Annotated in this window: 17 protein-coding genes, 3 tRNA genes, 1 rRNA gene and 1 other RNA gene; 16 read left to right on the top strand and 6 right to left on the bottom strand. The window is 63.2% G+C overall.

What is annotated here, in order from left to right; genetic code table 11:
- From murD to ET524_RS01550, 12 genes are all read left to right on the top strand, one after another.
- Window positions 1-1,515, top strand: a complete 1,515-nt coding sequence (gene murD / locus ET524_RS01605) for a UDP-N-acetylmuramoyl-L-alanine--D-glutamate ligase (RefSeq protein ID WP_129423061.1) — start codon at window positions 1-3, stop codon at window positions 1,513-1,515.
- Between the two features lie 12 nt (window positions 1,516-1,527).
- Window positions 1,528-2,874, top strand: coding sequence for an FtsW/RodA/SpoVE family cell cycle protein (locus tag ET524_RS01600; protein ID WP_129423060.1), 1,347 nt, complete (start codon window positions 1,528-1,530; stop codon window positions 2,872-2,874).
- 3 nt (window positions 2,875-2,877) lie between these two features.
- Window positions 2,878-3,987 (top strand): undecaprenyldiphospho-muramoylpentapeptide beta-N-acetylglucosaminyltransferase, encoded by a 1,110-nt coding sequence (gene murG, locus ET524_RS01595; RefSeq protein WP_129423059.1) that lies wholly within the window; start codon window positions 2,878-2,880, stop codon window positions 3,985-3,987.
- A gap of 118 nt (window positions 3,988-4,105) precedes the next feature.
- Window positions 4,106-5,506, top strand: a complete 1,401-nt coding sequence (gene murC / locus ET524_RS01590; protein ID WP_129423058.1) for a UDP-N-acetylmuramate--L-alanine ligase — start codon at window positions 4,106-4,108, stop codon at window positions 5,504-5,506.
- A 3-nt stretch (window positions 5,507-5,509) separates the two neighbouring features.
- Window positions 5,510-6,439 carry a UDP-N-acetylmuramate dehydrogenase gene (gene murB, locus ET524_RS01585; RefSeq protein WP_129423057.1) on the top strand — a complete coding sequence of 310 codons (930 nt, stop codon included), beginning with the start codon at window positions 5,510-5,512 and terminating at the stop codon, window positions 6,437-6,439.
- Window positions 6,393-7,361, top strand: a complete 969-nt coding sequence (locus ET524_RS01580; protein ID WP_129423056.1) for a cell division protein FtsQ/DivIB — start codon at window positions 6,393-6,395, stop codon at window positions 7,359-7,361. The genes murB and ET524_RS01580 overlap by 47 nt, the downstream gene beginning before the upstream one ends.
- A 176-nt stretch (window positions 7,362-7,537) precedes the next feature.
- Window positions 7,538-8,659 carry a cell division protein FtsZ gene (ftsZ, locus tag ET524_RS01575; RefSeq protein WP_129423055.1) on the top strand — a complete coding sequence of 374 codons (1,122 nt, stop codon included), beginning with the start codon at window positions 7,538-7,540 and terminating at the stop codon, window positions 8,657-8,659.
- 14 nt (window positions 8,660-8,673) lie between these two features.
- The gene (locus ET524_RS01570; protein WP_129423054.1) at window positions 8,674-9,525 is read left to right on the top strand and encodes a polyphenol oxidase family protein; all 852 of its coding nucleotides are present in this window, start codon (window positions 8,674-8,676) and stop codon (window positions 9,523-9,525) included.
- Window positions 9,526-9,529: 4 nt separating this feature from the next.
- Window positions 9,530-10,231 (top strand): YggS family pyridoxal phosphate-dependent enzyme, encoded by a 702-nt coding sequence (locus ET524_RS01565; protein WP_129423053.1) that lies wholly within the window; start codon window positions 9,530-9,532, stop codon window positions 10,229-10,231.
- 77 nt (window positions 10,232-10,308) lie between these two features.
- Window positions 10,309-11,214 carry a cell division protein SepF gene (locus ET524_RS01560; protein ID WP_129423052.1) on the top strand — a complete coding sequence of 302 codons (906 nt, stop codon included), beginning with the start codon at window positions 10,309-10,311 and terminating at the stop codon, window positions 11,212-11,214.
- Window positions 11,215-11,262: 48 nt separating this feature from the next.
- Window positions 11,263-11,523, top strand: a complete 261-nt coding sequence (locus ET524_RS01555) for a YggT family protein (protein WP_129423051.1) — start codon at window positions 11,263-11,265, stop codon at window positions 11,521-11,523.
- A gap of 43 nt (window positions 11,524-11,566) precedes the next feature.
- A complete protein-coding gene (locus ET524_RS01550) occupies window positions 11,567-12,445 on the top strand; it encodes a DivIVA domain-containing protein (RefSeq protein WP_129423050.1) in 879 nt (292 codons plus the stop codon).
- Window positions 12,446-12,864: 419 nt separating this feature from the next.
- Here ET524_RS01550 and rnpB read toward each other — a convergent pair.
- Window positions 12,865-13,211, bottom strand: an RNA gene (gene rnpB, locus ET524_RS01545) — RNase P RNA component class A.
- A gap of 42 nt (window positions 13,212-13,253) precedes the next feature.
- Between rnpB and ET524_RS01540 the strand changes: the two genes are divergently transcribed.
- The 3 genes from ET524_RS01540 (at window position 13,254) to thiD (ending at window position 16,557) form a co-directional block, all read left to right on the top strand.
- Window positions 13,254-13,913, top strand: coding sequence for a thiamine diphosphokinase (locus ET524_RS01540; protein ID WP_129423049.1), 660 nt, complete (start codon window positions 13,254-13,256; stop codon window positions 13,911-13,913).
- 127 nt (window positions 13,914-14,040) lie between these two features.
- Window positions 14,041-15,363: a phosphomethylpyrimidine synthase ThiC gene (gene thiC / locus ET524_RS01535; protein ID WP_129423048.1), complete on the top strand. Its 1,323-nt coding sequence runs from the start codon at window positions 14,041-14,043 to the stop codon at window positions 15,361-15,363.
- A 384-nt stretch (window positions 15,364-15,747) separates the two neighbouring features.
- Window positions 15,748-16,557 carry a bifunctional hydroxymethylpyrimidine kinase/phosphomethylpyrimidine kinase gene (gene thiD, locus ET524_RS01530; protein WP_129423047.1) on the top strand — a complete coding sequence of 270 codons (810 nt, stop codon included), beginning with the start codon at window positions 15,748-15,750 and terminating at the stop codon, window positions 16,555-16,557.
- 298 nt (window positions 16,558-16,855) lie between these two features.
- Here the strand turns inward: thiD and ET524_RS01525 are convergent, their stop codons facing one another.
- The 5 genes from ET524_RS01525 to ET524_RS01505 form a co-directional block, all read right to left on the bottom strand.
- Window positions 16,856-18,505 (bottom strand): amidohydrolase, encoded by a 1,650-nt coding sequence (locus ET524_RS01525; RefSeq protein WP_129423046.1) that lies wholly within the window; start codon window positions 18,503-18,505, stop codon window positions 16,856-16,858.
- 205 nt (window positions 18,506-18,710) lie between these two features.
- A tRNA-Glu gene (locus ET524_RS01520) sits at window positions 18,711-18,787 on the bottom strand.
- A 35-nt stretch (window positions 18,788-18,822) separates the two neighbouring features.
- A tRNA-Glu gene (locus tag ET524_RS01515) sits at window positions 18,823-18,899 on the bottom strand.
- 21 nt (window positions 18,900-18,920) lie between these two features.
- Window positions 18,921-18,994 (bottom strand) — tRNA-Gln (locus ET524_RS01510).
- A gap of 61 nt (window positions 18,995-19,055) precedes the next feature.
- Complete coding sequence (locus ET524_RS01505) at window positions 19,056-20,471, bottom strand: CCA tRNA nucleotidyltransferase (protein WP_129423045.1); 1,416 nt, start codon at window positions 20,469-20,471, stop codon at window positions 19,056-19,058.
- 578 nt (window positions 20,472-21,049) lie between these two features.
- On the opposite strand from ET524_RS01505, the gene ET524_RS01500 reads away from it, so the two are divergent.
- Window positions 21,050-22,562, top strand: a 16S ribosomal RNA gene (locus ET524_RS01500).
- Window positions 22,563-22,827: the final 265 nt, after the last annotated feature.

Here is a 22,827-nt window from a genome sequence, read left to right as displayed (position 1 = left end):
ATGTCCGATGTTGCGACGATCGCAAGCAAAAAATACGCTCCTGAAACGCTTGGCCGCGTGCTCGTGCTCGGACTAGGCAAGTCCGGCCACGACGCCGTGGACTACCTCATGCCGCTTTTGGGCGGGCGCGTCAGCGAACTTGCCATCTTCGGCGGCGCGCACAGCGCCGATGCCGACGCGTTCGCCCAAACCGCGCGCGCGGCGGGCGCTCACGTCGCGTTCGGCGAGAACGCCGTGGCGCAGCTGGCCGAAGCGGCAGGCGGGCGTTTCGAGCTCACCATCGCAAGCCCGGGCATCTCCGAATTCTCCGAGCTGTATCAGGCGGCGGCGCGCCTCAGCAACGAAGTTATCAGCGAAGTCGAGTTCGCGTGGCGCGAATCGGCGGCAAGCAGCCGCTGGGTTGCCGTCACCGGCACGAACGGCAAAACCACGGTCACCGCGCTTACCGCGCACCTGCTGAAGTCGGCGGGCCTGCGCGCTGCGGCCGTCGGCAACATCGGCGACACGTGCATTTCCGCCGTGGGCGCGAATGCCGCCGACGTGTACGTGGCCGAGGTGTCGTCGTATCAGCTGGCGTCCACGAAGCGCTTCGCGCCGAACGTGGCCGTCATGCTCAACATCACGCCCGATCACCTGCATTGGCACCATACGCTTGAAAACTACCGCGACGCGAAGTTCAAGCTGCTCGACAACCTGGCAAGCGTGCCGGGTGCCGTGGCGGTCATGGATGCGTCGAACGACGTCGTGCGCGCCAAGGTGCGCCAGCTGCGCCAGGTCGAAGGCGGCTGCGGCTTCGCTATCGTTCCCATGGGCACGGCCGAGGGCCTCTCGGGCGACATGCGCGCCCGCTGCGGCGCGGAAAACGCGGCGTTCATTGCCGCTGACGGCACGCTTGAGGTGGCGCTGCGCGGCACCGAGCACGCGCTCGTAAACGAAGCGGACCTGCTCATCAAGGGTTCGCACAACGCAGGCAACGCGCTTGCCGCTGCTTCCGCCGCGTTGGCTTGCGGCGTCGATGCCGCTGAAGTGGCCAAAGCGCTTGTCGCGTTCGCCCCGCTCGAGCACCGCATCGAGCCCTGCGGCACCGTGCGCGGCGCGGCGTGCTACAACGACTCGAAGGCAACGAACGTCGACGCCACGCTCAAGGCGCTTGCGGCGTTTCCCCATACGCGCCCGGTCGTGCTGCTCGGCGGTGACGACAAGGGCACCGACCTGGCAGACCTCGTGGCGGCCGCGCATCGTCATACGCGCGTGTGCGTGTGCTTCGGCGACGCGGCCGACCGCTTCATGGCGGCGTTCGATGGCGCGGCGGCTTCGGCCCCAGCCGACTTCAAGCTGCTGCGCGCGAATCATCTTGAAGATGCGCTCGACGTGGCGCTTGATCAAGCGGCGTCCGGCGACGTTGTGCTGCTGTCCCCGGCGTGCGCTTCGTTCGACGAGTTCCATTCGTTCGAAGAGCGCGGCGAAGTGTTCAAGCAGCTTGTTTCCGCGCGCGCGGCCGCGCTTGGCGCGTAGGGTCTTGCATCTATGGCATCTTTTGCAGCTTCGCGACGCTCCGACGCCGAGTCGGTGGTGTGGCCGCAGGTCGTACTTGTGCTGTCGGTGCTTGCGCTGACGCTCATCGGCTTCGTCATGATTTACTCCGCCTCGCAGGTTTCCATCCTCTCGGACGCCGCCTCTGCCGGCACGCTCAGCGACGCGAACCCGGCCGAGTATTTGTTTGACCAGCTGAAATTCGCCATCATTGGCGTGGTCGCCGCCTTTTTGCTGTGGCGGTTCGCCCCGCCTGAGGTTTGGAAGGGCGTCGGGCTTTGGATCGTGTACGCCATTGCCATCGGCCTGCTTATCCTCACGGCGGCTATGGGCACCACGGCGCTTGGCGCCCAGCGCTGGCTCGTGCTCGGGCCCATTTCGCTGCAGCCTTCCGAGTTCGCGAAGATCGCGTTCGTCCTCATGGCAGCGCGCATTTTAAGCGATGCTCAAGAAGGCGTGCTTGAGGGCAAGATGCTTATCGGTCAAGTTATCGTGCTGCTTATCGCGCCGATCGCTTTCTTGTACGAAACGCAGTCCGACCTCGGCACCACCATCATCATCTTCATCGGCATCCTGTCGGTCATGTGGCTGGGCGAGGTGTCCATGCGCAGCATCTTGCTCTTGCTCGGCGTCGCCTTCGTGTTGGCGCTTGTGGCAACGTTCGGCACGGGCTACCGCACCGACCGCCTGGTCGTGTACAACCCCTGGGGCGATGGCGAAAACGGCTATGGTGACGGCTACCAGACTATCCACTCGTTCTACGCGTTCGCCGAAGGCGGCATTTTCGGCGTGGGGCTGGGCAATTCGCGCGAGAAGTTCGACTACCTGCCCGAGGCCGAAACCGACTTCGTGTTCTCCATCATCGGCGAAGAGCTTGGCATGATCGGCGCGTTGTTGGTCATCGCGCTTTTCTTGGCGCTGCTGTTCGCCGGTCTGCGCATCGCGCGCGCCTCAAACTCGCGTTTCGGTTCCATGGTGGCAGGAAGCTGCACCATCATGATCGTGTTCCAGGCGTTTTTGAACATCGGCTGCGTCATCGGGCTTGTTCCCACCACGGGCAAACCCCTGCCGTTCGTGTCGTCGGGCGGTTCTTCGCTTATCGCCACGTTCATCATGGTCGGCCTTATCCTGTCGGTTGCCAAATATGCCGACACCACCACGGTTTACGATCGGCGCCGCGCGAACCTGCGCGTCGTGCGCGCCGTCGACGATGACCAACCTTACGAGCGTCCGCGTTTCACCGACGATGGGACACGCTCATCAAGCTCGCGACGCGCAAGGAGCGCCCGCGACGACGCCGCGGCGCTCGCGGCGCGCAGCCGCAGAACTCAACGGAGGTAGGCTATGCGTATCGTGCTTTCCGGCGGCGGCACCGCCGGCCATATCAACCCTGCTTTGGCGTTGGCCGACCAGCTTCAAGCGCGCGGACACGAGGTGCTCTACGCGGGCACGCCCGCGGGCATCGAGTCGCGTCTGGTGCCGGCGGCCGGCATCCCGTACAAGGCGTTCGAGGCCGCGGGCTTCAACCGCAACCACCCCATGACGCTGCCGAAGTCCATCATGAAAATCCAGAAGTCTACGAAGCTTGCGCGCGCGTGGTTCGACGAGGTGAAGCCCGACTGCGTCGTCGGCTTCGGCGGCTATGTGTGCATCCCGGTGGCCCGCGCCGCCGAGCAGCGCGGCATCCCCGTAGTGGTGCACGAGCAGAACTCCGTCATGGGCATGGCGAACAAGTACCTCGCTCGCCGCGCGAAGGCCGTGTGCCTCACGTACCAGCACGCAGCCGAGGCGCTCTCCGACAAAAGCCGCGTCGTGCTCACGGGCAACCCCGTGCGCGCAAGCGTGTTCGCGGCCACGCGAGAGCAAGGCCGCGAAGCGTTCGGCATCCCCGCCGACGCGCGCATGCTGCTGGTCACGGGTGGAAGCCTGGGCGCGCGCCACCTCAACAGCGCCATCGCCGCGCGCAAGGACATGCTGCTGGGGTATCCCGACCTGCACATCGTGCACGTCACGGGTCCCAAGGAACTTGACGCCGTCACCGAGCAGCTTGCGCTCACGCCCGAGCAGGCTCGCCGCTGGCACCTGTTCGGCTACACCGACCAGATGGGCCTGGCCATGGCGGCTACCGACGCCATCGTCAGCCGTGCCGGCGCCACGTCGCTTGCGGAAATTTCAGCGCGCCACATCCCGGCGCTGCTCGTGCCGTTCCCGTACGCCACCGAAGACCACCAAACCATGAACGCGCGCGCGTGCGTGGAGGCGGGCGCGGCGTTTCTCGTGGCCGATGCCGATGTCGAAGGCGCCCAGTTCACGGAATACCTGCGCACGCTTATCGAGGACGAAAGCGCGCGCCAGCGCATGGCCGCGGCGGCCGCGGCGGCGAAAACGCGCGATGCGGCGGGGTTGCTTGCAGATGTAGTCTGTGAGGCGGCCGGCGCCGGGCAAGCGCGATAGGGTAGAATAAGGCGGTTTTGGAACGCGGGCGCACGCTGCGCAGCCGCGAACCCGCATAAGCAGGCAATCGCAGGCGCGCATCACGCGCCTGCGCACGGTATACCAGGGGGCATCCAACATGAGCATAGCACGCATCAAGCAGGTGCACTTCATCGGCGTCGGCGGCGTCGGCATGAGCGGCATCGCGAAGGTGGCCCACGACCAGGGCATGGAAGTCACCGGCTCCGACATCAAGGACAGCCGCTACACCAAGCAGCTGCGCGAGGCCGGCATCACCATCTTCATCGGCCAGAAAGCCGAGAACATCCCTGCGGGCAACCCCATCATCGTCGTGTCCACGGCCATCCTCGAGAACAACCCCGAGCTCATCGAGGCAAAGCGCCGCGGCCTTGAGATCTGGCACCGCGCCAAGATGCTCGCGCACCTCGGCGTCGGCCTTGACACGCTTGCCGTTGCCGGCACGCACGGCAAAACCACCACGTCTTCCATGCTGGCCAGCGCGCTCGACGTGCTCGGCGCCGACCCCACGTTCCTTATTGGCGGCATCGTGCGCTCCTATGGCACGAACGCCCATTCCGGATCCGGCCGTTACTACGTCGTGGAAGCCGACGAGTCCGACAAGTCGTTCACGCACCTCTCGCCGGCCGCCGTGCTCGTCACGAACATCGAAGCCGACCACCTCGATCACTACAAAGACCTCAACGAGATCTACGATAAGTTCCACGACTTCATGGGCCTTGTTCCCGCCGACGGCGTCATCGTGGCGTGCGGCGAGGACAGCCACGTCGTCGACATCGCGCGCTCCGAAGGCCGCCGCATGTTCACGTACGGCTTCAAGGACACCTGCGACGCGCGCGTCGTGTCCTACGAGCCGCACGGCGTCGGCAGCCGCTTCACGGTGGCGCTGCCCGACGGCACGCAGGTCGCAGGTTCGGTCAAGCAGAACCCCGGTCGCCACAACGTGCTGAACGCCACGGGCGTCATCACGCTGCTGTGGGCGCTCGGCTTCGACGCGCAGGCGTCTGCCGACGCCCTGGCGCAGTTCGCCGGCGTGCGCCGTCGCTTCGATCTGGTAGGCGAAGTGGCCGACGTCACCGTCGTGGACGACTACGCGCATCATCCCACCGAAATCGCGGCGACCATCAACGCGGCCGCGCAGCTTGGCTACAACCACGTGCACGTGCTGTTCCAGCCGCACCGCTACTCGCGCGCGCCGCTGTTCACCCACGTGCTGCACGACGAGTTCGGCTCGGCGTTCGATGCGGCCGACTCCGTCACGTTCATGGACGTCTATCCGGCCGGCGAAGCACCGGTCCCGGGCGTTTCGGGCAAAACGTTCCTCAACGTCGTGCTTGAGCACGACGGGCACCCGCAGGCCGATTTCGTGCCGCGCCGCATCGATGTCGTCCCGCACCTGCTGGAAAAGGTGCAGCCGGGCGATCTGGTCGTCACCATGGGCGCTGGCGACGTCACCGCCATGGGCCCGCAGATCATCGACGCGCTGAAGTCGCGGGCGTAGCGCATGGCCGCGCGTCACGCATGCTCGCCGCTTGAGGCGCTGCTCGTCGACAGCTCGTTCGAAGCCGACGTGTACCCCGACGAGCCTATGCGCCGGCACACCATGTACCGCATCGGCGGGCCGGCGCGCTTCTACGTGCAGGTTGCCAGCATCGGCGCGCTCAAGCGCCTCGTGCAGGCCTGCCAAGCCACGACAACGCCGTGGGTGGCCGTGGGGCGGGGGAGCAACCTGCTCGTGTCAGACGAAGGCTTTCCCGGCGTCGTCATCACGCTCGGGCGCGATTTCCGCGCCTGCCGGTTCGACGAGGAAACGTGCCGGTTCTGCGTCGGCGCGGGCGTGCCGCTGTCAAGCGTCGTGCAGGAAGCGTTTCGCCGCTGCCTGTCGGGGCTGGAATTTGCCGTGGGCACGCCGGGCACCGTCGGCGGCGCGCTGCGCATGAACGCCGGCACGCGCGAGCAGGGCATCGCCTCGCAGGTGGTGTCCGTCACCACGCTGTCTCCGCGCACGGGGCTTGTGCGCCGCGAAGCCTCCGACATCACGTGGGGCTATCGCTCAAGCTCGTTTGCGGCCGACGACGTCATCGTCGAATGCGAGCTTTCCGTCAAGCCGGCAGACCCGTACCTGCTGCGCGGTAAAATGGAGGCCTCGCACACGCGGCGCAAGAAAACGCAGCCGCTCACGCTTCCCAGCTGTGGCAGCGTGTTCAAGAACCCGGAAGGCGCCTCGGCGGGCCAGCTCATCGAAGCGGTTGGCCTCAAAGGCGTGCAATCCGGCGACGCGCAAATCTCCGAGGTGCACGCGAATTTCATCGTGAATCGCGGCAACGCCACGGCGCGCGATGTGTTGGAGCTTATCAATTTGGCAAGGTCGAAGGTATACGAGGCGTATGGCATCGAATTACAACCGGAAGTCCGCTTCCTCGGGTTCGCGTAGGCCCGCCTCGCGCGCGCAGGCTGGCAACACCCGCCGCCCTGCGGCCCCGCGCCAAGCCCGCACGTACGAGCGGTCCGGCGCCACGCGCCTCACCTCGGTGCGCGTGGGTGACTTGCCGCAGGTCGATCGCGCCGCCCGCGCCCAGAAAACCTATCATCGCTACCTTGCGCGCCTCGGCGTGGTTGCCGGTGTCATCGTGGCGCTTGCCATTGCGGCCACCGTCGCGTACAACTCAAGCCTGTTCACTATCGAAAGCGTGTCGGTCAAAGGCGTCGAGCACCTTACGGCCTCCGACATGCAGCAGCTTGCCGGCGTCGATGCAGGCACCACGCTTCTGCGCGTCGATGCGGCCGGCATCAAGGAAAACCTCATGAAAGACGCCTGGGTTGCCGACGTGAAAGTGCGCCGCGTATTTCCCAGCACGTTGGAAATCGACGTGACGGAGCGCACCATCACTGCCGTGGTGGAGGTGCCGTCAGAAAACGCGCAGTCTTCCACGCAGTGGGCCATCGCCTCCGACGGTATGTGGCTCATGCCTATCCCCGCCAAAGACTCCGACGCGGGCCGTCGCACCAGCTCAAAAGTGTACGAGGACGCGGAAAACGTGCTGCACATCACCGACGTGCCCTACGGCACGAAACCTGCCGTCGGCTCGTATTGCTCCGATGCGAACGTGAACAACGCGCTTGCTATCGTGGCTGGCATGACCACCGAGCTGGCCGGCCGCGTCACTTCGGTGAAGGCCACGGAAACGGAGTCCACCACGCTCACCATCAAAGACGGTCCCGACATCGTCTTCGGCACGGCGGACAACATCCGCGAGAAAGAGCGCGTGTGCCTGCAAATCCTCAAGGAGCACCCCGAAGGCGTCACGTACATCAACGTGCGCACGCCCGATCGTCCCACGTGGCGGTCGCTGTAGGAGCCACGCGCCCGTGCAATCAGGCCTTTCGGGTGCGCATCCTATGAACATGTCGTTGTCGAATGCGTGGGAAGCGTTGCAAACCATCGGTCGTTGTGTAAAATAATCCCACGTGAATATAACCACGAGTGTGTGAAACGCAGCTCACAGCAAGCGTATTAGTGTGGAGGAATACAATGCCAAACAATTCGGGCGAGCATCTGGCGGTCATCAAGGTCGTCGGCGTCGGCGGCGGCGGCACGAATGCCGTGAACCGCATGGTCGAGGCGGGCGTGAAAGGCGTCGAGTTCATCGCCGTCAACACGGACCGTCAGGCCCTGCTGATGTCGGATGCGGACAAAACCATCCACATTGGCGAAGAGCTCACGCGCGGCCTGGGCGCCGGCGCCAACCCTGAGGTTGGTTGCCAGGCAGCCGAGGAATCCCGTGCTGAAATTCGCGAAGCGCTTGCGGAGGCCGACATGGTCTTCGTTACTGCCGGCGAAGGCGGCGGCACCGGCACGGGCGCTGCTCCCATCATCGCGGAAATCGCGCGCGAGGAAATCGGCGCTTTGACGGTCGGTATCGTTACGAAGCCGTTCTCGTTTGAGGGTCGCACGCGCCGCAACCAGGCCGAGCAGGGCATCGATCTGCTGTCGCAGAAGGTCGACACGCTCATCGTCATCCCGAACGACCGCCTGCTGGAAATCGTCGACAAGAAAACCAGCATGCTTGACGCGTTCCGCATCGCCGACGATACGCTGCGCCAGGGCATCCAGGGCGTCACGGACCTCATCACCATTCCGGGTCTCATCAACCTCGACTTCGCCGACATCCGCACCGTCATGAAGGACGCCGGCACGGCCATGATGGGCATCGGCATCTCCTCCGGCGAAAACCGCGCGCTCGACGCCGCGCAGCAGGCCACGAATTCCGCCCTGCTCGAGGCTTCCATCGCCGGCGCTTCCCGCGTGTTGTTCTCCATCTCCGGCGGTCCCGACCTCACGCTTACCGAGGTCGACGAGGCTGCCCGCACCGTCGAGGCGTGCGCCGATGAGAACGCCAACATCATCTACGGCCAAATCATCGACGAGGGCATGGGCGACAGCGTGCGCATTACCGTTATCGCCACGGGCTTCAAGGTCAACGCGCCGCAGCAGTCCTCCATGGACTTCTCCCGCAAAGACCTGTTCGCATCCACGTCTTCGCCTGAGCCTGCCCCGGCACCTCAGCCGTCCACGTACTCCACGCTCACCAGCACGCCCGGCCGTTTCGCCGACGAGGACTACATCCCCGACTTCCTGAAGCGCCAGCGCTAAAGGATAGCTTGCATATGGTGTGCAACACGTTACCTGCACCTCATCTCGACGCGCGCCCTTGCGGCGCGCGTCGCATTTCCATGCTCACCGACCAGGCGCTTTTCGATGCGTGTGGTGTCCGCGTGGCGTTTACCGGCCGCGCGGGCGGTGTCAGCGAAGGCGCATTCGCGTCGTTGAACCTGGGGGTGCATGTGCAGGACAACCTCGATCATGTCATGGAGAACCGCGCCTGCGTCATGGAGGCGCTTGGCGCGCCGGATACCCCCGTCATCGTTCCCAACCAGGTGCACGGAACCATCATCGTCGATATTGAATCGGCCAGCGCCGCCCAGCTTGTTGCCGCGCAGCAGCGCGCGCAAGCAGGGGCCGACGCGTTGGCGGTATCCGTTCCGGGCGTCGCGGCGCTGCTGTGCTTCGCCGACTGCACACCTGTCATCATCGTGTCGCCAACAGGGCGCTTCGTCGTGGCTCATGCGGGCTGGCGCGGCGTCGTCGGCAGCATCGCCGTGCTGTCCGCCCAGCGCCTTGCGCAAGCCGATGGCGCGTGCGGCACCGATCAGGTGCGCGCGAACTTGGGCGGCTACAACGTTTACATCGGGCCGCACATCCACGCCTGCCACTTCGAGGTCGGTCAAGATGTCGCCGACACGTTCCGCTCCCAGTTCGGTGCAACGTGCATTAAAGGGCAGCGCCACGTTAGCATGCTCGACGCGTTGCGCACGTCGCTTGTTGCCGCCGGCGTCGATGCGGCGCGCATCTGCGATGCGGGCATCTGCACTCAGTGCAATCCCCAAGCGTATTATTCGTATCGCGCATCGGGCGGCACGTGCGGCCGCCATGGTGCCGTCGCGTTCAGAAAGGCCTGATACCATGCCATTCGCTCAACATTACCAGAACACGCTCGACGAGCTTTCCCGCGTCTGCGCCTCGTGCGGGCGCAACCCGCGCGATGTGAAGGTCATCGCCGTCTCGAAAACGGTCGGCATCGAAGCCGTGCGTGCGGCCGTTGCCGCCGGTGCGCACGACTTCGGCGAAAACCGCCCCGACCTGCTTGCCGAAAAGGCCGCAGCGCTTCCTGGCGAAACGTGGCATTTCATCGGCAACATCCAATCGCGCAAAATCCCCGAGATCGTGGCGAACGCCACGCTCGTGCACTCGCTGTACAAGGAAAGCCACCTTGCGAAATTCGATGCGGCCGCGCAAGCTGTCGGCAAGGTGCAAGACGTGCTGCTTGAGGTGAACGTGTCGGGCGAGGAAAGCAAAAGCGGCTTGGCCCCGGCCGACGTTGCCGACGTGCTTGCGCATGCCGTCGAGTTTTCGCATATTCGCGTGCGCGGCCTTATGACCATGGCTCCGCAGGGCGACCTTGCGGTGGCGCGTGAGTGCTTCAACGGTCTGGCCGCGCTGCGCGACCAGCTTCGAACACAGCTTTCCGCTGAACAAGCGGCTGCCTTCAATGAACTTTCCATGGGCATGAGCGAGGACTGGCGCGAGGCCGTTTGCGCAGGTGCTACCATGGTGCGGATAGGCCGCGCTCTGTTCAGCGACACGTTCGAGGCGCCTGACGCTTAAGCGTGCGGCCTCGCATATACCGAACACGCAGCGACGGCTCGACCGTCGTCCCCAAAGAAACGAAGCAGGAGAGCGGTATGGCAATGCCCAAGTTCAACAAGCCCGAAGGCATGCTTGACAGCATCAAGTCCAAGCTCGGGTTTTCCGATGGCACGTCTGGCTACGACAGCGGTTACGACCGCGGTCGCAATGATTTCGACGACTACGACGACTACGACGATTATGACGACGACGCAGACGATGCGCCCAGCTCGAACTACGACCCGTACTCGTCAGTCACCACGCGCCCGGCGCGCGGCAATCATGCCCGCGTCTCCTCGACGACGCAAGGCAGCGGGTATCGCCCGGCCAAGCTTGTCTCCATCGACGACGTGCGCGCGCACACCACGGTGCCCGACAGCCTCAATCGCGATCCGCTGCCGCCTCGCAAGGTGTCCACGTCCAGCTCGTTCGGCAACCGCACCATGGTGGAACCGGCGTTCTCCGTACCGGCGAACACGCCGAACGGCCGTGCGGCCGCTGCAGCGAGCCAAGAGCGCTCTGAAAGCTTGAACGCCCTGTTCAGCACCACGGCTGCCGAGGCGGGTAACAGCGAGGCTGCCACTGCGGCGCCCTCCGCTGCCGCAGCAACTGCAACGGCTAAGCCCAAGCCGGCCGTTTCGTCGTTCGACCCGTACAAGGCATACGAGGGCACGGCCACGGGCACGCACAGCCCCACGCGCTCGGTCACCGTCATCAAGCCCGCCAGCTATGGCGAGGTCGAAAAGGTGGCCAAGGCGCTCAAAGCGGGCGATGCGGTGGTGCTTGCCCTGAAAGCAACGCCCGATGAACTGGCAAAACGCGTGCTCGACTTCTCGTTCGGCGTGTCAAGCGCCCTCGATGCCAGCGTCGACTGCATTGCCGACAAGGTGTTCGTCATCGCGCGCGGCGCGGCGCTTTCCGAATCCGAGCGCGCAAGCCTGCGTTCACAAGGCGTTCTGTAAACCGATGCGCCGCCGGCCCTGCCGGCGGCTCTCGCAAGGAGTTATCACGTGCTCAGCTTGAAATACCTCATCGTATCGCTGTCCGACGCGTACTGCATGATCATCTTCGTGTATGTGCTGCTGTCGTGGTTTCCGACCGATCGAGGCATCCTCGCCGACATCAACAACGTGCTCGCACGCGTGTGCGACCCGTATTTGAACCTGTTCAAGCGCCTCATCCCGCCAATTGGCGGTATGGTGGACGTTACGCCCATCATCGCGTTGCTTGTACTACAATTCGGGGTACGTTTGTTGGTAAACTTGTTCTAATTGCGCCCCGGGCGCACCTGCACATTTGATGAAGGGATATGAGATGGCTATCACCTCGGCAGAAATCCACAACCAAAGCTTCTCCATTGACCGCAAGGGCTATGACGTTGACGAAGTGGACGTGTTCCTCGAGCATGTCGCTGACGAAATCGATGCGCTGAACGAGCAGATCGCCTCGCTGCAGGGCCAGGTCAGCGACGACGCGTTCGCTGGCTTCGACCGCCCGGCCGTCATCGAAGAGGAAGAGCCTGCGCAACCCGAGCCTACGCCCGCGCCCGCTGCTCCCGCCATCGACGAGTCCGTGCTGGCCGAGAAGGACGCCCGCATCGCCGAGCTCGAACGTCAGCTCGAGGCGAAGAAGGCCGACGACAACGCCATCGCGCAGGCGCTCATCATCGCCCAGCGTTCCGCTGACGAGATCCTCGCGAACGCCAAGGCCGATGCCGCTGCCACCATCAAGGACGCCGAGGACGAGGCCGATCGCATTCTCGACAAGGCCGAAAACGACCGCCAGAAGGTCATGGACGCCATCAAGAAGCTCGAGGAAGACCGCGAGGAGGCGCGCGAGGAATATCGCGACCTCCTGTCCGATTACATCACCGACGCCACGCGCAAGCTGGCCGAAATCGGCGAGAAGGCCCCGTCCGCTTCCCTTATTTCCGGTGGACAGCATGGTCGTTACGCCACGCATGTCGAAGCTCCGGCCAAGCCGTCCGAATCCGCGGCCATGACCGCACCGCAGGCGCCGCTGGCCATCGACGGTTCCGATGCGTACGACTCCAAGCCCGCACCGGTTGTCGAGCCTGTTGCGCCCGCTGCTGGTGCCACGGTTGCCGCCGCACCTATCGCTGCCGGTATCGAGAAAGACTTCTCCGGCTACGGCGACGCTGCCGACGACTTCGAAATCGACGACCTCGACTAAATGGGTTTCGCCGGCCTGTCGGCCGGCGAATTAACTTGACGCTGTGGGCCGCTGTGGCACGCCGTCTTCGACTTCAGCTTCACTGGCATGGCCCTTTGGGCCAATGCCCGCTTGCTTCAGCCGAATACGACGCACCACAGCGGCCCTCGCTGACTTTCACGCCACCTGCAACGGTGAATGATTGCAACGCAAGGTTTCGGCTGTCGCCGCGGTTGCAGGGGAGTGCCAAACGCAAGTCCCCCTCGCATCCAACCCGTAGCGTCGAACGAAAGCTCGACCCCTACTAGAAAGCGCCAAAGGCGCGCCACCAGATTCCCCCTCATATCACGAGCAGCAACGTCTCTGCTAGGTGAGCATTCAGGCTCGTCGCACGCAAAAAGCCCCCTGCATCCACGGATGCAGGGGGCTTTCCCATCGAAAAGGCGAGTGAGTCGATAAGCCGGGTTCTGTCGTTGGACGACCATTTATCTCGAACGTGCGTCGCCGCACGTCTCAAGCACGCAACCCGAACGCACGGAAGGGCGGCCGTGTCGCGTTCCTATTTGCGCTTGCTCCAGATGGGGTTTTCCAAGCCACGTTGTTGCCAACGCGCTGGTGCGCTCTTACCGCACCGTTTCAGCTTTTCTCCCGTATGAACGGGGGAGTTTACTTTTCTGTGGCACTTTCCGTCGGGTTGCCCCGCCCAGCCGTTAGCTGGCATCTTGCCCTTTGGAGCCCGGACTTTCCTCACGCCGCAACCGCGGCGCGCGATCGCCTGGCCCACTCGCGTGTGGTATTCTACCATACCGAACACAAGACAAGGAGCATCATGACAACCTGTGCATTAGTCGGGGCAACATATTTCAACGAAGCGGACTTCATGCGGCGCTACCGCGCGAGTGAATTCGATTGCATCATCGCCGTCGACGGCGGGTTCGCCCCGCTTGAGGCGGCGGGCGTCGTCCCCGACATGGCCGTCGGCGACTTCGATTCGCTCGGCTACGTGCCGCGGGCGAAGCGCGTCAGCCGCTATCCCGAGCACAAAGACCAGTCCGACATGGAACTTGCCATGGAAAAGGCCGTGAACTTCCGCCACGACACGCTGTTCGTCTACGGCGGCATCGGCGGCAGGCTCGATCACACGCTGGCGAACCTGCAGCTGTTCGCCAGCTTCTCCGAGCGCGGCGCGTACGTCACGGCCATTGCCGACGCGTTTGCCATCCGCCTTATCACCGGCCCCGACGCTTTCACCATCCCCGAGGGCATCGACCGCGGCACCGTGTCCGTTTTCGCGGCGAACGACCGGGCCGAGGGCGTCATCGAACGCGGCCTGGAGTACTCGCTTGACGACGAGCCGCTCACGAACCGCACCAGCCTGGGGCTTTCCAACGAGCTTATCGGCCAGGAGGCGTCCATCGCCGTCGAGTCGGGCACGCTTTATGTCTTTTACCCGCTCGCAGCCGCAGCCGAACAGGCCGCCGGCGTATAATAGCCACCACATCAATCGCATATCGGGGGAGCTCGCAAGCGCAGCGGCGCCGGGCGGGCTGAGAGGAAGCGCCGCAACGCTTCGACCCGCCGAACCTGTATGGGTAATGCCAACGAAGGGAGCATTCATGACGAACGCATCGTCGAACCTCATCACGCAAATCGACTACGCCCGCGCCGGTCAGATCACGTCTGCCATGCGCGTCGTGGCGGAAAAGGAAGGCCGCAGCCCGGAATTCATTCGCGAAGGCGTTGCCGCTGGCCGCATCGCCATCCCGGCGAACATCCATCACACGTCGCTGTCGCCCGAAGGCGTCGGCGAAGGCCTGCGCACGAAGGTCAACGTCAACCTCGGCATCTCAGGCGACCTTGCCGACGAGGCTGTTGAGCGGCAGAAGGTCGATATCGCGCTTGAACTGGGTGCCGAAGCTATCATGGACCTTTCGAACAGCGGTAAAACGCAGGCGTTCCGCACGAAGCTCATCGAGAAGTCGCCGGCCATGATCGGCACCGTGCCCATGTACGATGCCATCGGCTACTTGGAGAAGGCGCTCATCGCCATCAAGGCCGAGGACTTCCTCGACGTCGTGCGCCGCCACGCCGAGGACGGCGTGGACTTCGTCACCATCCATGCCGGCATGAACCGTCGAACCATCGAGTCGTTCAAGGAAACCGGCCGCCTTATGAACATCGTCAGCCGCGGCGGCTCGCTTATCTTCGCCTGGATGGAAGCCACGGGCAACGAGAACCCCTTCTATGAGCACTACGACGAGGTGCTGGAAATCCTGCACGAGCACGACGTCACCATCTCCATCGGCGACGCCATGCGCCCCGGCTGCAACTACGATGCCACCGACGCAGGGCAAATCTCCGAGCTCATCGAAATCGGCAAGCTCACGAAGCGCGCCTGGGATGCGGGCGTGCAGGTCATGGTTGAGGGCCCGGGCCACATGGCCCTCAACGAGATCGAGGCGAACATGCGCCTTGAGAAGCGCCTGTGCTACAACGCGCCGTTCTACGTGCTTGGCCCGCTTGTCACCGACATCGCGCCCGGTTACGACCATATCACGGCTGCCATCGGCGGCGCCGTTGCCGCATCAACGGGTGCCGACTTCCTCTGCTACGTCACGCCCGCTGAGCACCTGCGCCTGCCCGATGCCCAGGATGTGCGCGACGGCCTTGTGGCCACGAAAATCGCGGCGCACGCGGCCGATATCGCCAAGGGCGTCCCCGGCGCGCGCGACCGCGACAACCGCATGAGCGACGCCCGTCGCCGTATGGACTGGGAAGAGCAATTCGGCCTGGCCATCGACCCGGTGCGCCCGCGCAAGGTCTTCGAAAGCGCCCCGCCGGCCAACGAGGGCACCTGCACCATGTGCGGCAAGATGTGCGCCGTCCGCACGGTGAACACCATCATGGACGGCCTCGTCATCGACCTGGATAACGAATAATCTCAACCGCCACGCCAATGCAAAAGGCTCCCGAGCATCGCTCGGGAGCCTTTTGTGCTCGAAGCATTGTTCGGGCAAATAGCTTCAAATGCCTGGCAAGATCTGCCTCGCGGCAAGCTTTCACTTGCTTGAGCTGATGTCGTCTCAACAAAAATCGTACGGTCGAGCGAAAGCTCGATCCCAGATCGAAAGCGCCGAAGGCGCGTCACCATATTCAGACACATCGCAAACAGCGAAACCACCACAACCTCCTCGGGCATCCTAGCGGGCGCGCACTCGTCTCGCTTCCTTTCACACACAGTTCTCCTATAATGAAGCCCGTTCAACCAAAGGCTGCTCTCAGGCCTTCAATGTGTGAAAATCCATCACCGAAGAGGGGTTTGCATGAAAACGGTTCTTAGCATCGCGGGTTCGGATTCCAGCGGCGGTGCCGGCATCCAGGCCGATATCAAAACCATCGAGTCCTACGGTCTGTTCGCGGAAACCGCCATCACCGCCATCACGGCCCAAAACACGTGCGGCGTACGTGCGGTGCAGGATATCGACCCTGCTGTGGTTGCCGCCCAAATCGACGCCGTGTTCGAGGATATCCGCCCCGACGCCGTGAAGATCGGCATGGTCTCCTCCGCGAACATCATCGCCGTTATCGCTGAGCGCCTGCGCGCGCATGAAGCCAGCAATATCGTGCTCGATCCCGTCATGGTCGCAACAAGCGGCTCGCGCCTTATCGCCGAGCAGGCCGTAGCGGCGCTTATCGAGCATCTCGTGCCGCTTGCAACCGTCATCACGCCGAACATGCCCGAAGCGCAGGTGCTCTGCGGTTTTCCCGTTGAAGACGACGAAGCCATACAGCGCGCCGCGCAAGCCATTGCGCAAAACACCAACGGCGCGGTGCTCATCAAAGGCGGCCATCGCAGCGATACGGCCGACGACCTGCTCGTGTTGCCCGACGGCAGCCTTTCCTGGCTGCGCGCAAAGCGCATCGACACGGAAAACACCCATGGTACCGGCTGCACGCTCTCGAGCGCCATCGCCTGCGGCCTTGCGCAGGGCAACACCATCGAGCAAGCCGTCCGCCGCGCGAAAGGCTTCGTACGCGGCGCCATGTCCACCGGCCTTAACCTCGGACAAGGAAACGGCCCGCTCAACCACATGTGGTGCCACGGCAAACCCCACCTGCCCTACGCGCAGTAACTTACCTTTAAAAGACAAAACCAAAGACTCCCGTACAACGTAACCCTGGGGGAATCCCGGTGATTCGCAACCCTATCCCGTAGCGTCGAGCGAAAGCTCAACCCCAAATAGAAAGCGCCGAAGGCGCGTCACCGCATTCCCCAAAAACGCTCACAAACCAGCAAAGCACCCACGGCACTGCACAAGTTGCAAAGCAACTTACACCTCCCAACATCCCACCGCGAAGGCGCACCAGCAACGCAAAGCGGCCCCGGCGAACCAATCCGCCGGGGCCGCTCCCATTTTCGCTACTTTACCTTTACGCCTCGTACACGCACGTCCCGCCCATCCAGGTGGCAACAACCTTCGCGTCAAGAATGTCCTCGGCATCGCATGCCAGCAAATCGGTATCCACCACGGCAAGGTCCGCCAGCATGCCCGGGTGCAGCTCGCCGACTTCCCCCGCACGCTGCGCGGCCACGGCGCTGCCAGCGGTGTATGCGCGAATCGCATCGGCGCGGCTGATGCGCTGCTCAGGTAACCATCCGCCGCGCGGCTCGCGCGTCTGCGGATCCTGCCGCGTTATCGCGCTATACAGCACGCCCATGGAATTCACGTCAACCACCGGCGAATCCGTGCCGAACGCCAGCGTCGCCCCGTCTTCCTGCATCGTCTTGAACGGCCACATCAACGGCACGCGCTCGGGTCCCAAATCGCGCTCGGGACCGCCGGGGTCAAGCGTCATGTGCGGCGGCTGCACGGCCGCAACTACGCCCAACTGCGCCAAGCGCTCAATATCGCCGGGAAGGAAGTTCTCCAGATGCTCCAGGCAGTTATGCTGCCGTCCCGGTAAGCTGCCGAACCGCTCTCGCGCTGCTTCGAAGATGTTCAGCGCCTCGTGGATGGCGGCATCGCCGATTGTGTGGATGCGCACAGGGTGGCCATGTTCAGCGGCCTTCATCACAAGCTTGCGCATCTTCTCCGGCTCGATGGTCGCGCGTCCGCAATCGTCGTCGCAACGCGCGTTCGAATACGGCTCGGTCACCCATGCAGTATGCTGGCTCGACACGCCGTCGAAGAACTGCTTGAACCCCGCGCACCGCAGGACCGGACCACGATATTGCCTGTTCATCGACTCGAACCTCGACATATCGTCAAGCAGGGTGGGGAACAGGTTCACGCGGCACGTCAACTCGCCGTTCTCAAGCAAGCGCGCGTGCACGTCGTCGCGGATGAAATCAAGCCCTGGATTGGCCATCAGCGACATGTCGCACACGCTCGTGATGCCGTTGCGCGCCAGCGTCCGCAAAAATCCGCGGTAAGCATCTGCGATCTCGTCGTCAGAAAACGCGTTCATAATACGCGGCATCAACTCCATGGCGGCAGCTTCGCGCACGATGCCCGTCAGCTCTCCGTCCTCATCGCGATCGTAGCTGCCGCCCGCCGGCGCCACGCTGTCGCGCGTGATCCCCAGCTCGGCCAGCGCGCAGCTGTTCAGCCACAACGTGTGCGCGTCGCCGGAGTACAGGGCAACCGGTCGGGTGGGGAAGGCCTCGTCAAGCGAGCGCTTCGAGGGCAGCACCGGCGGATTCCAGCGATACTCGCGCCACCCCTGCGCCAGCAGCCACCCGGTCGGGCGCCCCTCGGCGAATCGCTTCATGCGCTCAACGCAATCCGCCTCGTTTTCGCCCAAGAAGTTCGTGGCCAACGGCGACGAATACACGGCCGAATGAAAGAAGTGCACGTGCGAATCGTGAAATCCCGGCACGATAAGCGCATCGCCATAATCGGTCACGCGCGCCGCTTCATATCCGCCGGCATCATTGTGCTCCTTTGCGAACGCGACAGCATCGTCGCGTGACCCAACATAGGCAATGGCGTCGCCCGCTATGGCAACGGCCCTTGCTGCAGCGTCGTCCCCTTCGCCGGTAAACAGCTTCGACGAGTAAATCACATGATCGATGCGCACGGCAATCAACCCCTTTCAAAGCCGCACATCCCCTTTGCGCGGCGCATAATCGGTTTCGCCAATAGCAGCGAGGATATAACCAACCGCCCAGCTCTGTCCAGGGCTTACGGAAACAATCCGGCCGGCGCAATCCGCGCATCGGCAGTTGCAGCCAATCGTTGCAGAAAACAAAAAAAGCCGAGGCGTTAACCTCGGCTTGACTCTTTGGTAGCTCCGACCGGATTCGAACCGGCGACCTTCGCCTTGAGAGGGCGACGTCCTAAACCGCTAGACGACGGAGCCATTAAAAAGGCCGCGTAAAACGTGGCCAGAAAAGTTGGTAGCTCCGACCGGATTCGAACCGGCGACCTTCGCCTTGAGAGGGCGACGTCCTAAACCGCTAGACGACGGAGCCAAAATCGATTCACCAAAAAATTGGCTGGGGTGGAAGGAGTCGAACCCTCACATACGGTACCAGAAACCGCTGTCCTGCCATTAGACGACACCCCAGTGGCAAACCTTTGCGCTTGTGCTTCGAACTAGTTCGTAGTGCCAAGCGCGAGTTGATATATTACGCACCTCGCTTCGTTTCGTCAACACCTAATTGCAAACTTTTTTGAAATTTTTCCTCGCCAATTAACGCCTCAACGAATTTCACCAGGTCATCAGCGGAATTCGGCACCTGCTCATCAATGACGGCTTCAAGCACCTCGTTCAGCACGCTGCCCACCAGCGGCCCTTGCGGCACGCCAAGCCGCATAACATCGCGCCCCGAAATAGCCAGCGATTTCACCGTGAACGCCTCATTCGCCGCAATGATATCGTCAAGCGTGCGCTGCAGGCCATCGGCCAGCTCGATACGCCCCTCGCTGTAAACGGGCGACTGCCCGCGGGCATCCCCGCGCTTCAGATCGCACAGCGCCGCGAACAGCTCGGTATCGCCTCCCAACCGCGCCAGCATGCGCTTCACCGGCTTCGGCTGCGCCGGCACCACATCATCATGCCGGAGAACCAGCGTCAGCACTTTGTCCATAAACGCCCCGGAAAACGTTAAGCGCTGCATAATGCCGCGCGCAATGGGCACGCTTACCGCAGCATGCCCATAAAAATGCCCCGTGCCGTTCTCGTCGAAGAAGAAACAGGCCGGCTTGCCCATATCGTGGAACAACGCCGCCCATCGAACCAACGGATACCGCGGCACCCCGTCGATAACGCGCGCGGTGTGCCTAAGCACATCGTAAATGTGGTAGGGGGTATGCTGTTCAAACCCCTTCATCGCCACCAGCTCCGGAAGCACGGCCGCCAGCGCATCCACACAACCCAGCAGCGCATCGCCGGCATGCACGCCCAACAGCAAACGCTCAAGCTCGTGCGTCACACGCTCCGCCGAGATATGGGAAAGCAACCCCTTGTTGGCCAGCATCCCCTGATATGTTGCCGGTTCGATCGAAAACCCAAGCTCCGAGCTGAAGCGGCAAGCCCTCAAAATGCGAAGCGCGTCTTCCGAAAACCGCGCATAAGGATCGCCAACGGCGCGAATAACCCCATGCTCCATATCCGCCTGCCCGCCGAACGGATCAAGCACCCCTCGGTCGGGTCGGTAGGCCAGCGCATTCATCGTGAAGTCGCGTCGAGCCAAATCCTCCTCGATGGTCTGCACGAACGTCACGGCGTCAGGGTGCCGCGCATCCTTATACCGCCCATCGGAGCGAAACGTCGTCACCTCGAAAGCTTCGTCGTCGCAAACAATGGTAACGGTTCCATGCTGCGTGCCCGTTTCGTGCGCCCGCATGCCCGCAAGCTCGCAAACGCGCTTCGTCTCCTGCCAAGATGCGCTACAGGCAATGTCAACATCAGAGCACGGCCGCCCCAGCAGGGCATCGCGAACAAAACCGCCAACAGCCCATGCCTCATAACCAGCTGCATCAAGCGCATACATAACCCTGCAAGCCCGCTCGGGCAGCACCATGCGCGAACAATCAACCATAAGGATCACCGCCTCATAAAAGTAATACCCCTATAGTAGGCGAAAGAACCAACGACATACTAAGAAGATTCAACAATGAAAGGACGGAAGAACAAACGAACTAGGGAAGGGTAAGGCGGAGCGGAGCCCGGGAAGTGCAAGAAGAAGTAGAGCCCAAGGGGACAGACGGAGATCAATGTGTCTTCCTTCTTGCGCTGTACCGCCCTTGGACAAGGAAGCTCAGGCGCACGAAGGCCAAGTTCGGGCTTCGCTGACGTCAGATGTGTGCAAAATGTGTAGAACCCAGCATCTCGAAGATGGGGGCTTGCCAAGGCGGCGGGGGAGGCGTAAAGTAAATCATCGCCTTGAGGGGCGGCAAGCGAAAGCGGGCCTGCTCCGAAGGGAAAGCCGCGGGGGAGACCCCGCAGGCGGGAACCTTGAGAACCGGATACTGGACAAGAGACGATCACAATAGCCAGTGAAGCCAGCGCAGGCAGGGCCTACCTATTTTGAGCCCGCCTGCCCCGGATTTACAATTTCTTTTAAAGTTTTATTTTTTGCCAAAGATCGCGGGGACGGGAGACCGGCCCCGCTCTTCTTCAACGGAGAGTTTGATCCTGGCTCAGGATGAACGCTGGCGGCGTGCCTAACACATGCAAGTCGAGCGATGAAACCGCCTCCGGGCGGACATGAAGCGGCGAACGGGTGAGTAACACGTGACCGACCTGCCCCCCGCCCAGGGACAGCCCCCCGAAAGGGGGATTAATACCTGGTACTCCGGAAGCGGCGCATGCCGCTCCCGGGAAAGCTTTCGCGGCGGGGGATGGGGTCGCGGCCCATCAGGTAGACGGCGGGGCAGAGGCCCACCGTGCCGACGACGGGTAGCCGGGTTGAGAGACCGACCGGCCACATTGGGACTGAGATACGGCCCAGACTCCTACGGGAGGCAGCAGTGGGGAATTTTGCGCAATGGGGGCAACCCTGACGCAGCAACGCCGCGTGCGGGACGAAGGCGTCCGCGTCGTAAACCGCTTTCAGCGGGGAACACTTCAACGAGGGTACCCGCAGAAGAAGCCCCGGCTAAATACGTGCCAGCAGCCGCGGTAATACGTATGGGGCGAGCGTTATCCGGATTCATTGGGCGTAAAGCGCGCGTAGGCGGAGCGCTAAGCGGGACCTCTAACCCGAGGGCTCAACCCCCGGCCGGGTCCCGAACTGGCGCTCTCGAGTGCGGTAGGGGAGAGCGGAATTCCCGGTGTAGCGGTGGAATGCGCAGATATCGGGAGGAACACCGACGGCGAAGGCAGCTCTCTGGGCCGAAACTGACGCTGAGGCGCGAAAGCTGGGGGAGCGAACAGGATTAGATACCCTGGTAGTCCCAGCCGTAAACGATGGGCGCTAGGTGTGGGGGATAACATCTTCCGCGCCGCAGCCAACGCGTTAAGCGCCCCGCCTGGGGAGTACGGCCGCAAGGCTAAAACTCAAAGGAATTGACGGGGGCCCGCACAAGCAGCGGAGCATGTGGCTTAATTCGAAGCAACGCGAAGAACCTTACCAGGGCTTGACATCACCGTGAAGCGGCGGAGACGCCGTGGCCGGAAGGAGCGGTGACAGGTGGTGCATGGCTGTCGTCAGCTCGTGCCGTGAGGTGTTGGGTTAAGTCCCGCAACGAGCGCAACCCCTGCCCCGTGTTGCCAGCATTCAGTTGGGGACTCGCGGGGGACCGCCGGCGTCAAGCCGGAGGAAGGCGGGGACGACGTCAAGTCATCATGCCCCTTATGCCCTGGGCCGCACACGTGCTACAATGGCCGGTACAGAGGGTTGCCACCCCGCGAGGGGGAGCGGATCCCGCAAAGCCGGCCCCAGTTCGGATCGGAGGCTGCAACCCGCCTCCGTGAAGCCGGAGTTGCTAGTAATCGCGGATCAGCACGCCGCGGTGAATACGTTCCCGGGCCTTGTACACACCGCCCGTCACACCACCCGAGTCGTCTGCACCCGAAGCCGCCGGCCGAACCCCTCCGGGGGGCGGAGGCGTCGAAGGTGTGGAGGGTGAGGGGGGTGAAGTCGTAACAAGGTAGCCGTACCGGAAGGTGCGGCTGGATCACCTCCTTTCTAGGGAGATTCAATCAAAATCAAAAGAATCGCTGCCTCACTGGAAGTCTCTTCCATCCAGCATCCGGCTCCCGGGGCTCCCGCCCCGAGGCACCTTGACAGCCGAACAGCGAAGCGAAGCGAAAGCACAACGACGCGGGGCCGGGGCAATCCCCCCGGCCCCCGAGAACGAATTATTTAGAATCGATCCAATTAAGACGATTCGGATTCTTCACGATCGCAACGATCATTCATCTGGTATTCTCTATCGATTTGAACGACCTGT

It is taken from the genome of Senegalimassilia faecalis, assembly GCF_004135645.1.
Taxonomy (GTDB): domain Bacteria; phylum Actinomycetota; class Coriobacteriia; order Coriobacteriales; family Eggerthellaceae; genus Senegalimassilia; species Senegalimassilia faecalis.
Note: the sequence above shows the minus strand (reverse complement) of the source record. Positions and strands in the feature narration are given on the sequence as shown.

What these genes read in the sequence shown, in the direction of transcription:
- ET524_RS01580 (WP_129423056.1), top strand. Translation starts at nt 6,393, where the DNA reads ATGGCATCGAATTACAACCGGAAGTCCGCTTCCTCGGGTTCGCGTAGG.
- ET524_RS01560 (WP_129423052.1), top strand. Translation starts at nt 10,309, where the DNA reads ATGGCAATGCCCAAGTTCAACAAGCCCGAAGGCATGCTTGACAGCATC.
- murG (WP_129423059.1), top strand. Translation starts at nt 2,878, where the DNA reads ATGCGTATCGTGCTTTCCGGCGGCGGCACCGCCGGCCATATCAACCCT.
- thiC (WP_129423048.1), top strand. Translation starts at nt 14,041, where the DNA reads ATGACGAACGCATCGTCGAACCTCATCACGCAAATCGACTACGCCCGC.
- ET524_RS01570 (WP_129423054.1), top strand. Translation starts at nt 8,674, where the DNA reads ATGGTGTGCAACACGTTACCTGCACCTCATCTCGACGCGCGCCCTTGC.
- ftsZ (WP_129423055.1), top strand. Translation starts at nt 7,538, where the DNA reads ATGCCAAACAATTCGGGCGAGCATCTGGCGGTCATCAAGGTCGTCGGC.
- ET524_RS01540 (WP_129423049.1), top strand. Translation starts at nt 13,254, where the DNA reads ATGACAACCTGTGCATTAGTCGGGGCAACATATTTCAACGAAGCGGAC.
- murC (WP_129423058.1), top strand. Translation starts at nt 4,106, where the DNA reads ATGAGCATAGCACGCATCAAGCAGGTGCACTTCATCGGCGTCGGCGGC.
- ET524_RS01600 (WP_129423060.1), top strand. Translation starts at nt 1,528, where the DNA reads ATGGCATCTTTTGCAGCTTCGCGACGCTCCGACGCCGAGTCGGTGGTG.
- ET524_RS01565 (WP_129423053.1), top strand. Translation starts at nt 9,530, where the DNA reads ATGCCATTCGCTCAACATTACCAGAACACGCTCGACGAGCTTTCCCGC.
- murB (WP_129423057.1), top strand. Translation starts at nt 5,510, where the DNA reads ATGGCCGCGCGTCACGCATGCTCGCCGCTTGAGGCGCTGCTCGTCGAC.
- ET524_RS01505 (WP_129423045.1), bottom strand. Translation starts at nt 20,471, where the DNA reads ATGGTTGATTGTTCGCGCATGGTGCTGCCCGAGCGGGCTTGCAGGGTT.
- murD (WP_129423061.1), top strand. Translation starts at nt 1, where the DNA reads ATGTCCGATGTTGCGACGATCGCAAGCAAAAAATACGCTCCTGAAACG.
- ET524_RS01550 (WP_129423050.1), top strand. Translation starts at nt 11,567, where the DNA reads ATGGCTATCACCTCGGCAGAAATCCACAACCAAAGCTTCTCCATTGAC.
- thiD (WP_129423047.1), top strand. Translation starts at nt 15,748, where the DNA reads ATGAAAACGGTTCTTAGCATCGCGGGTTCGGATTCCAGCGGCGGTGCC.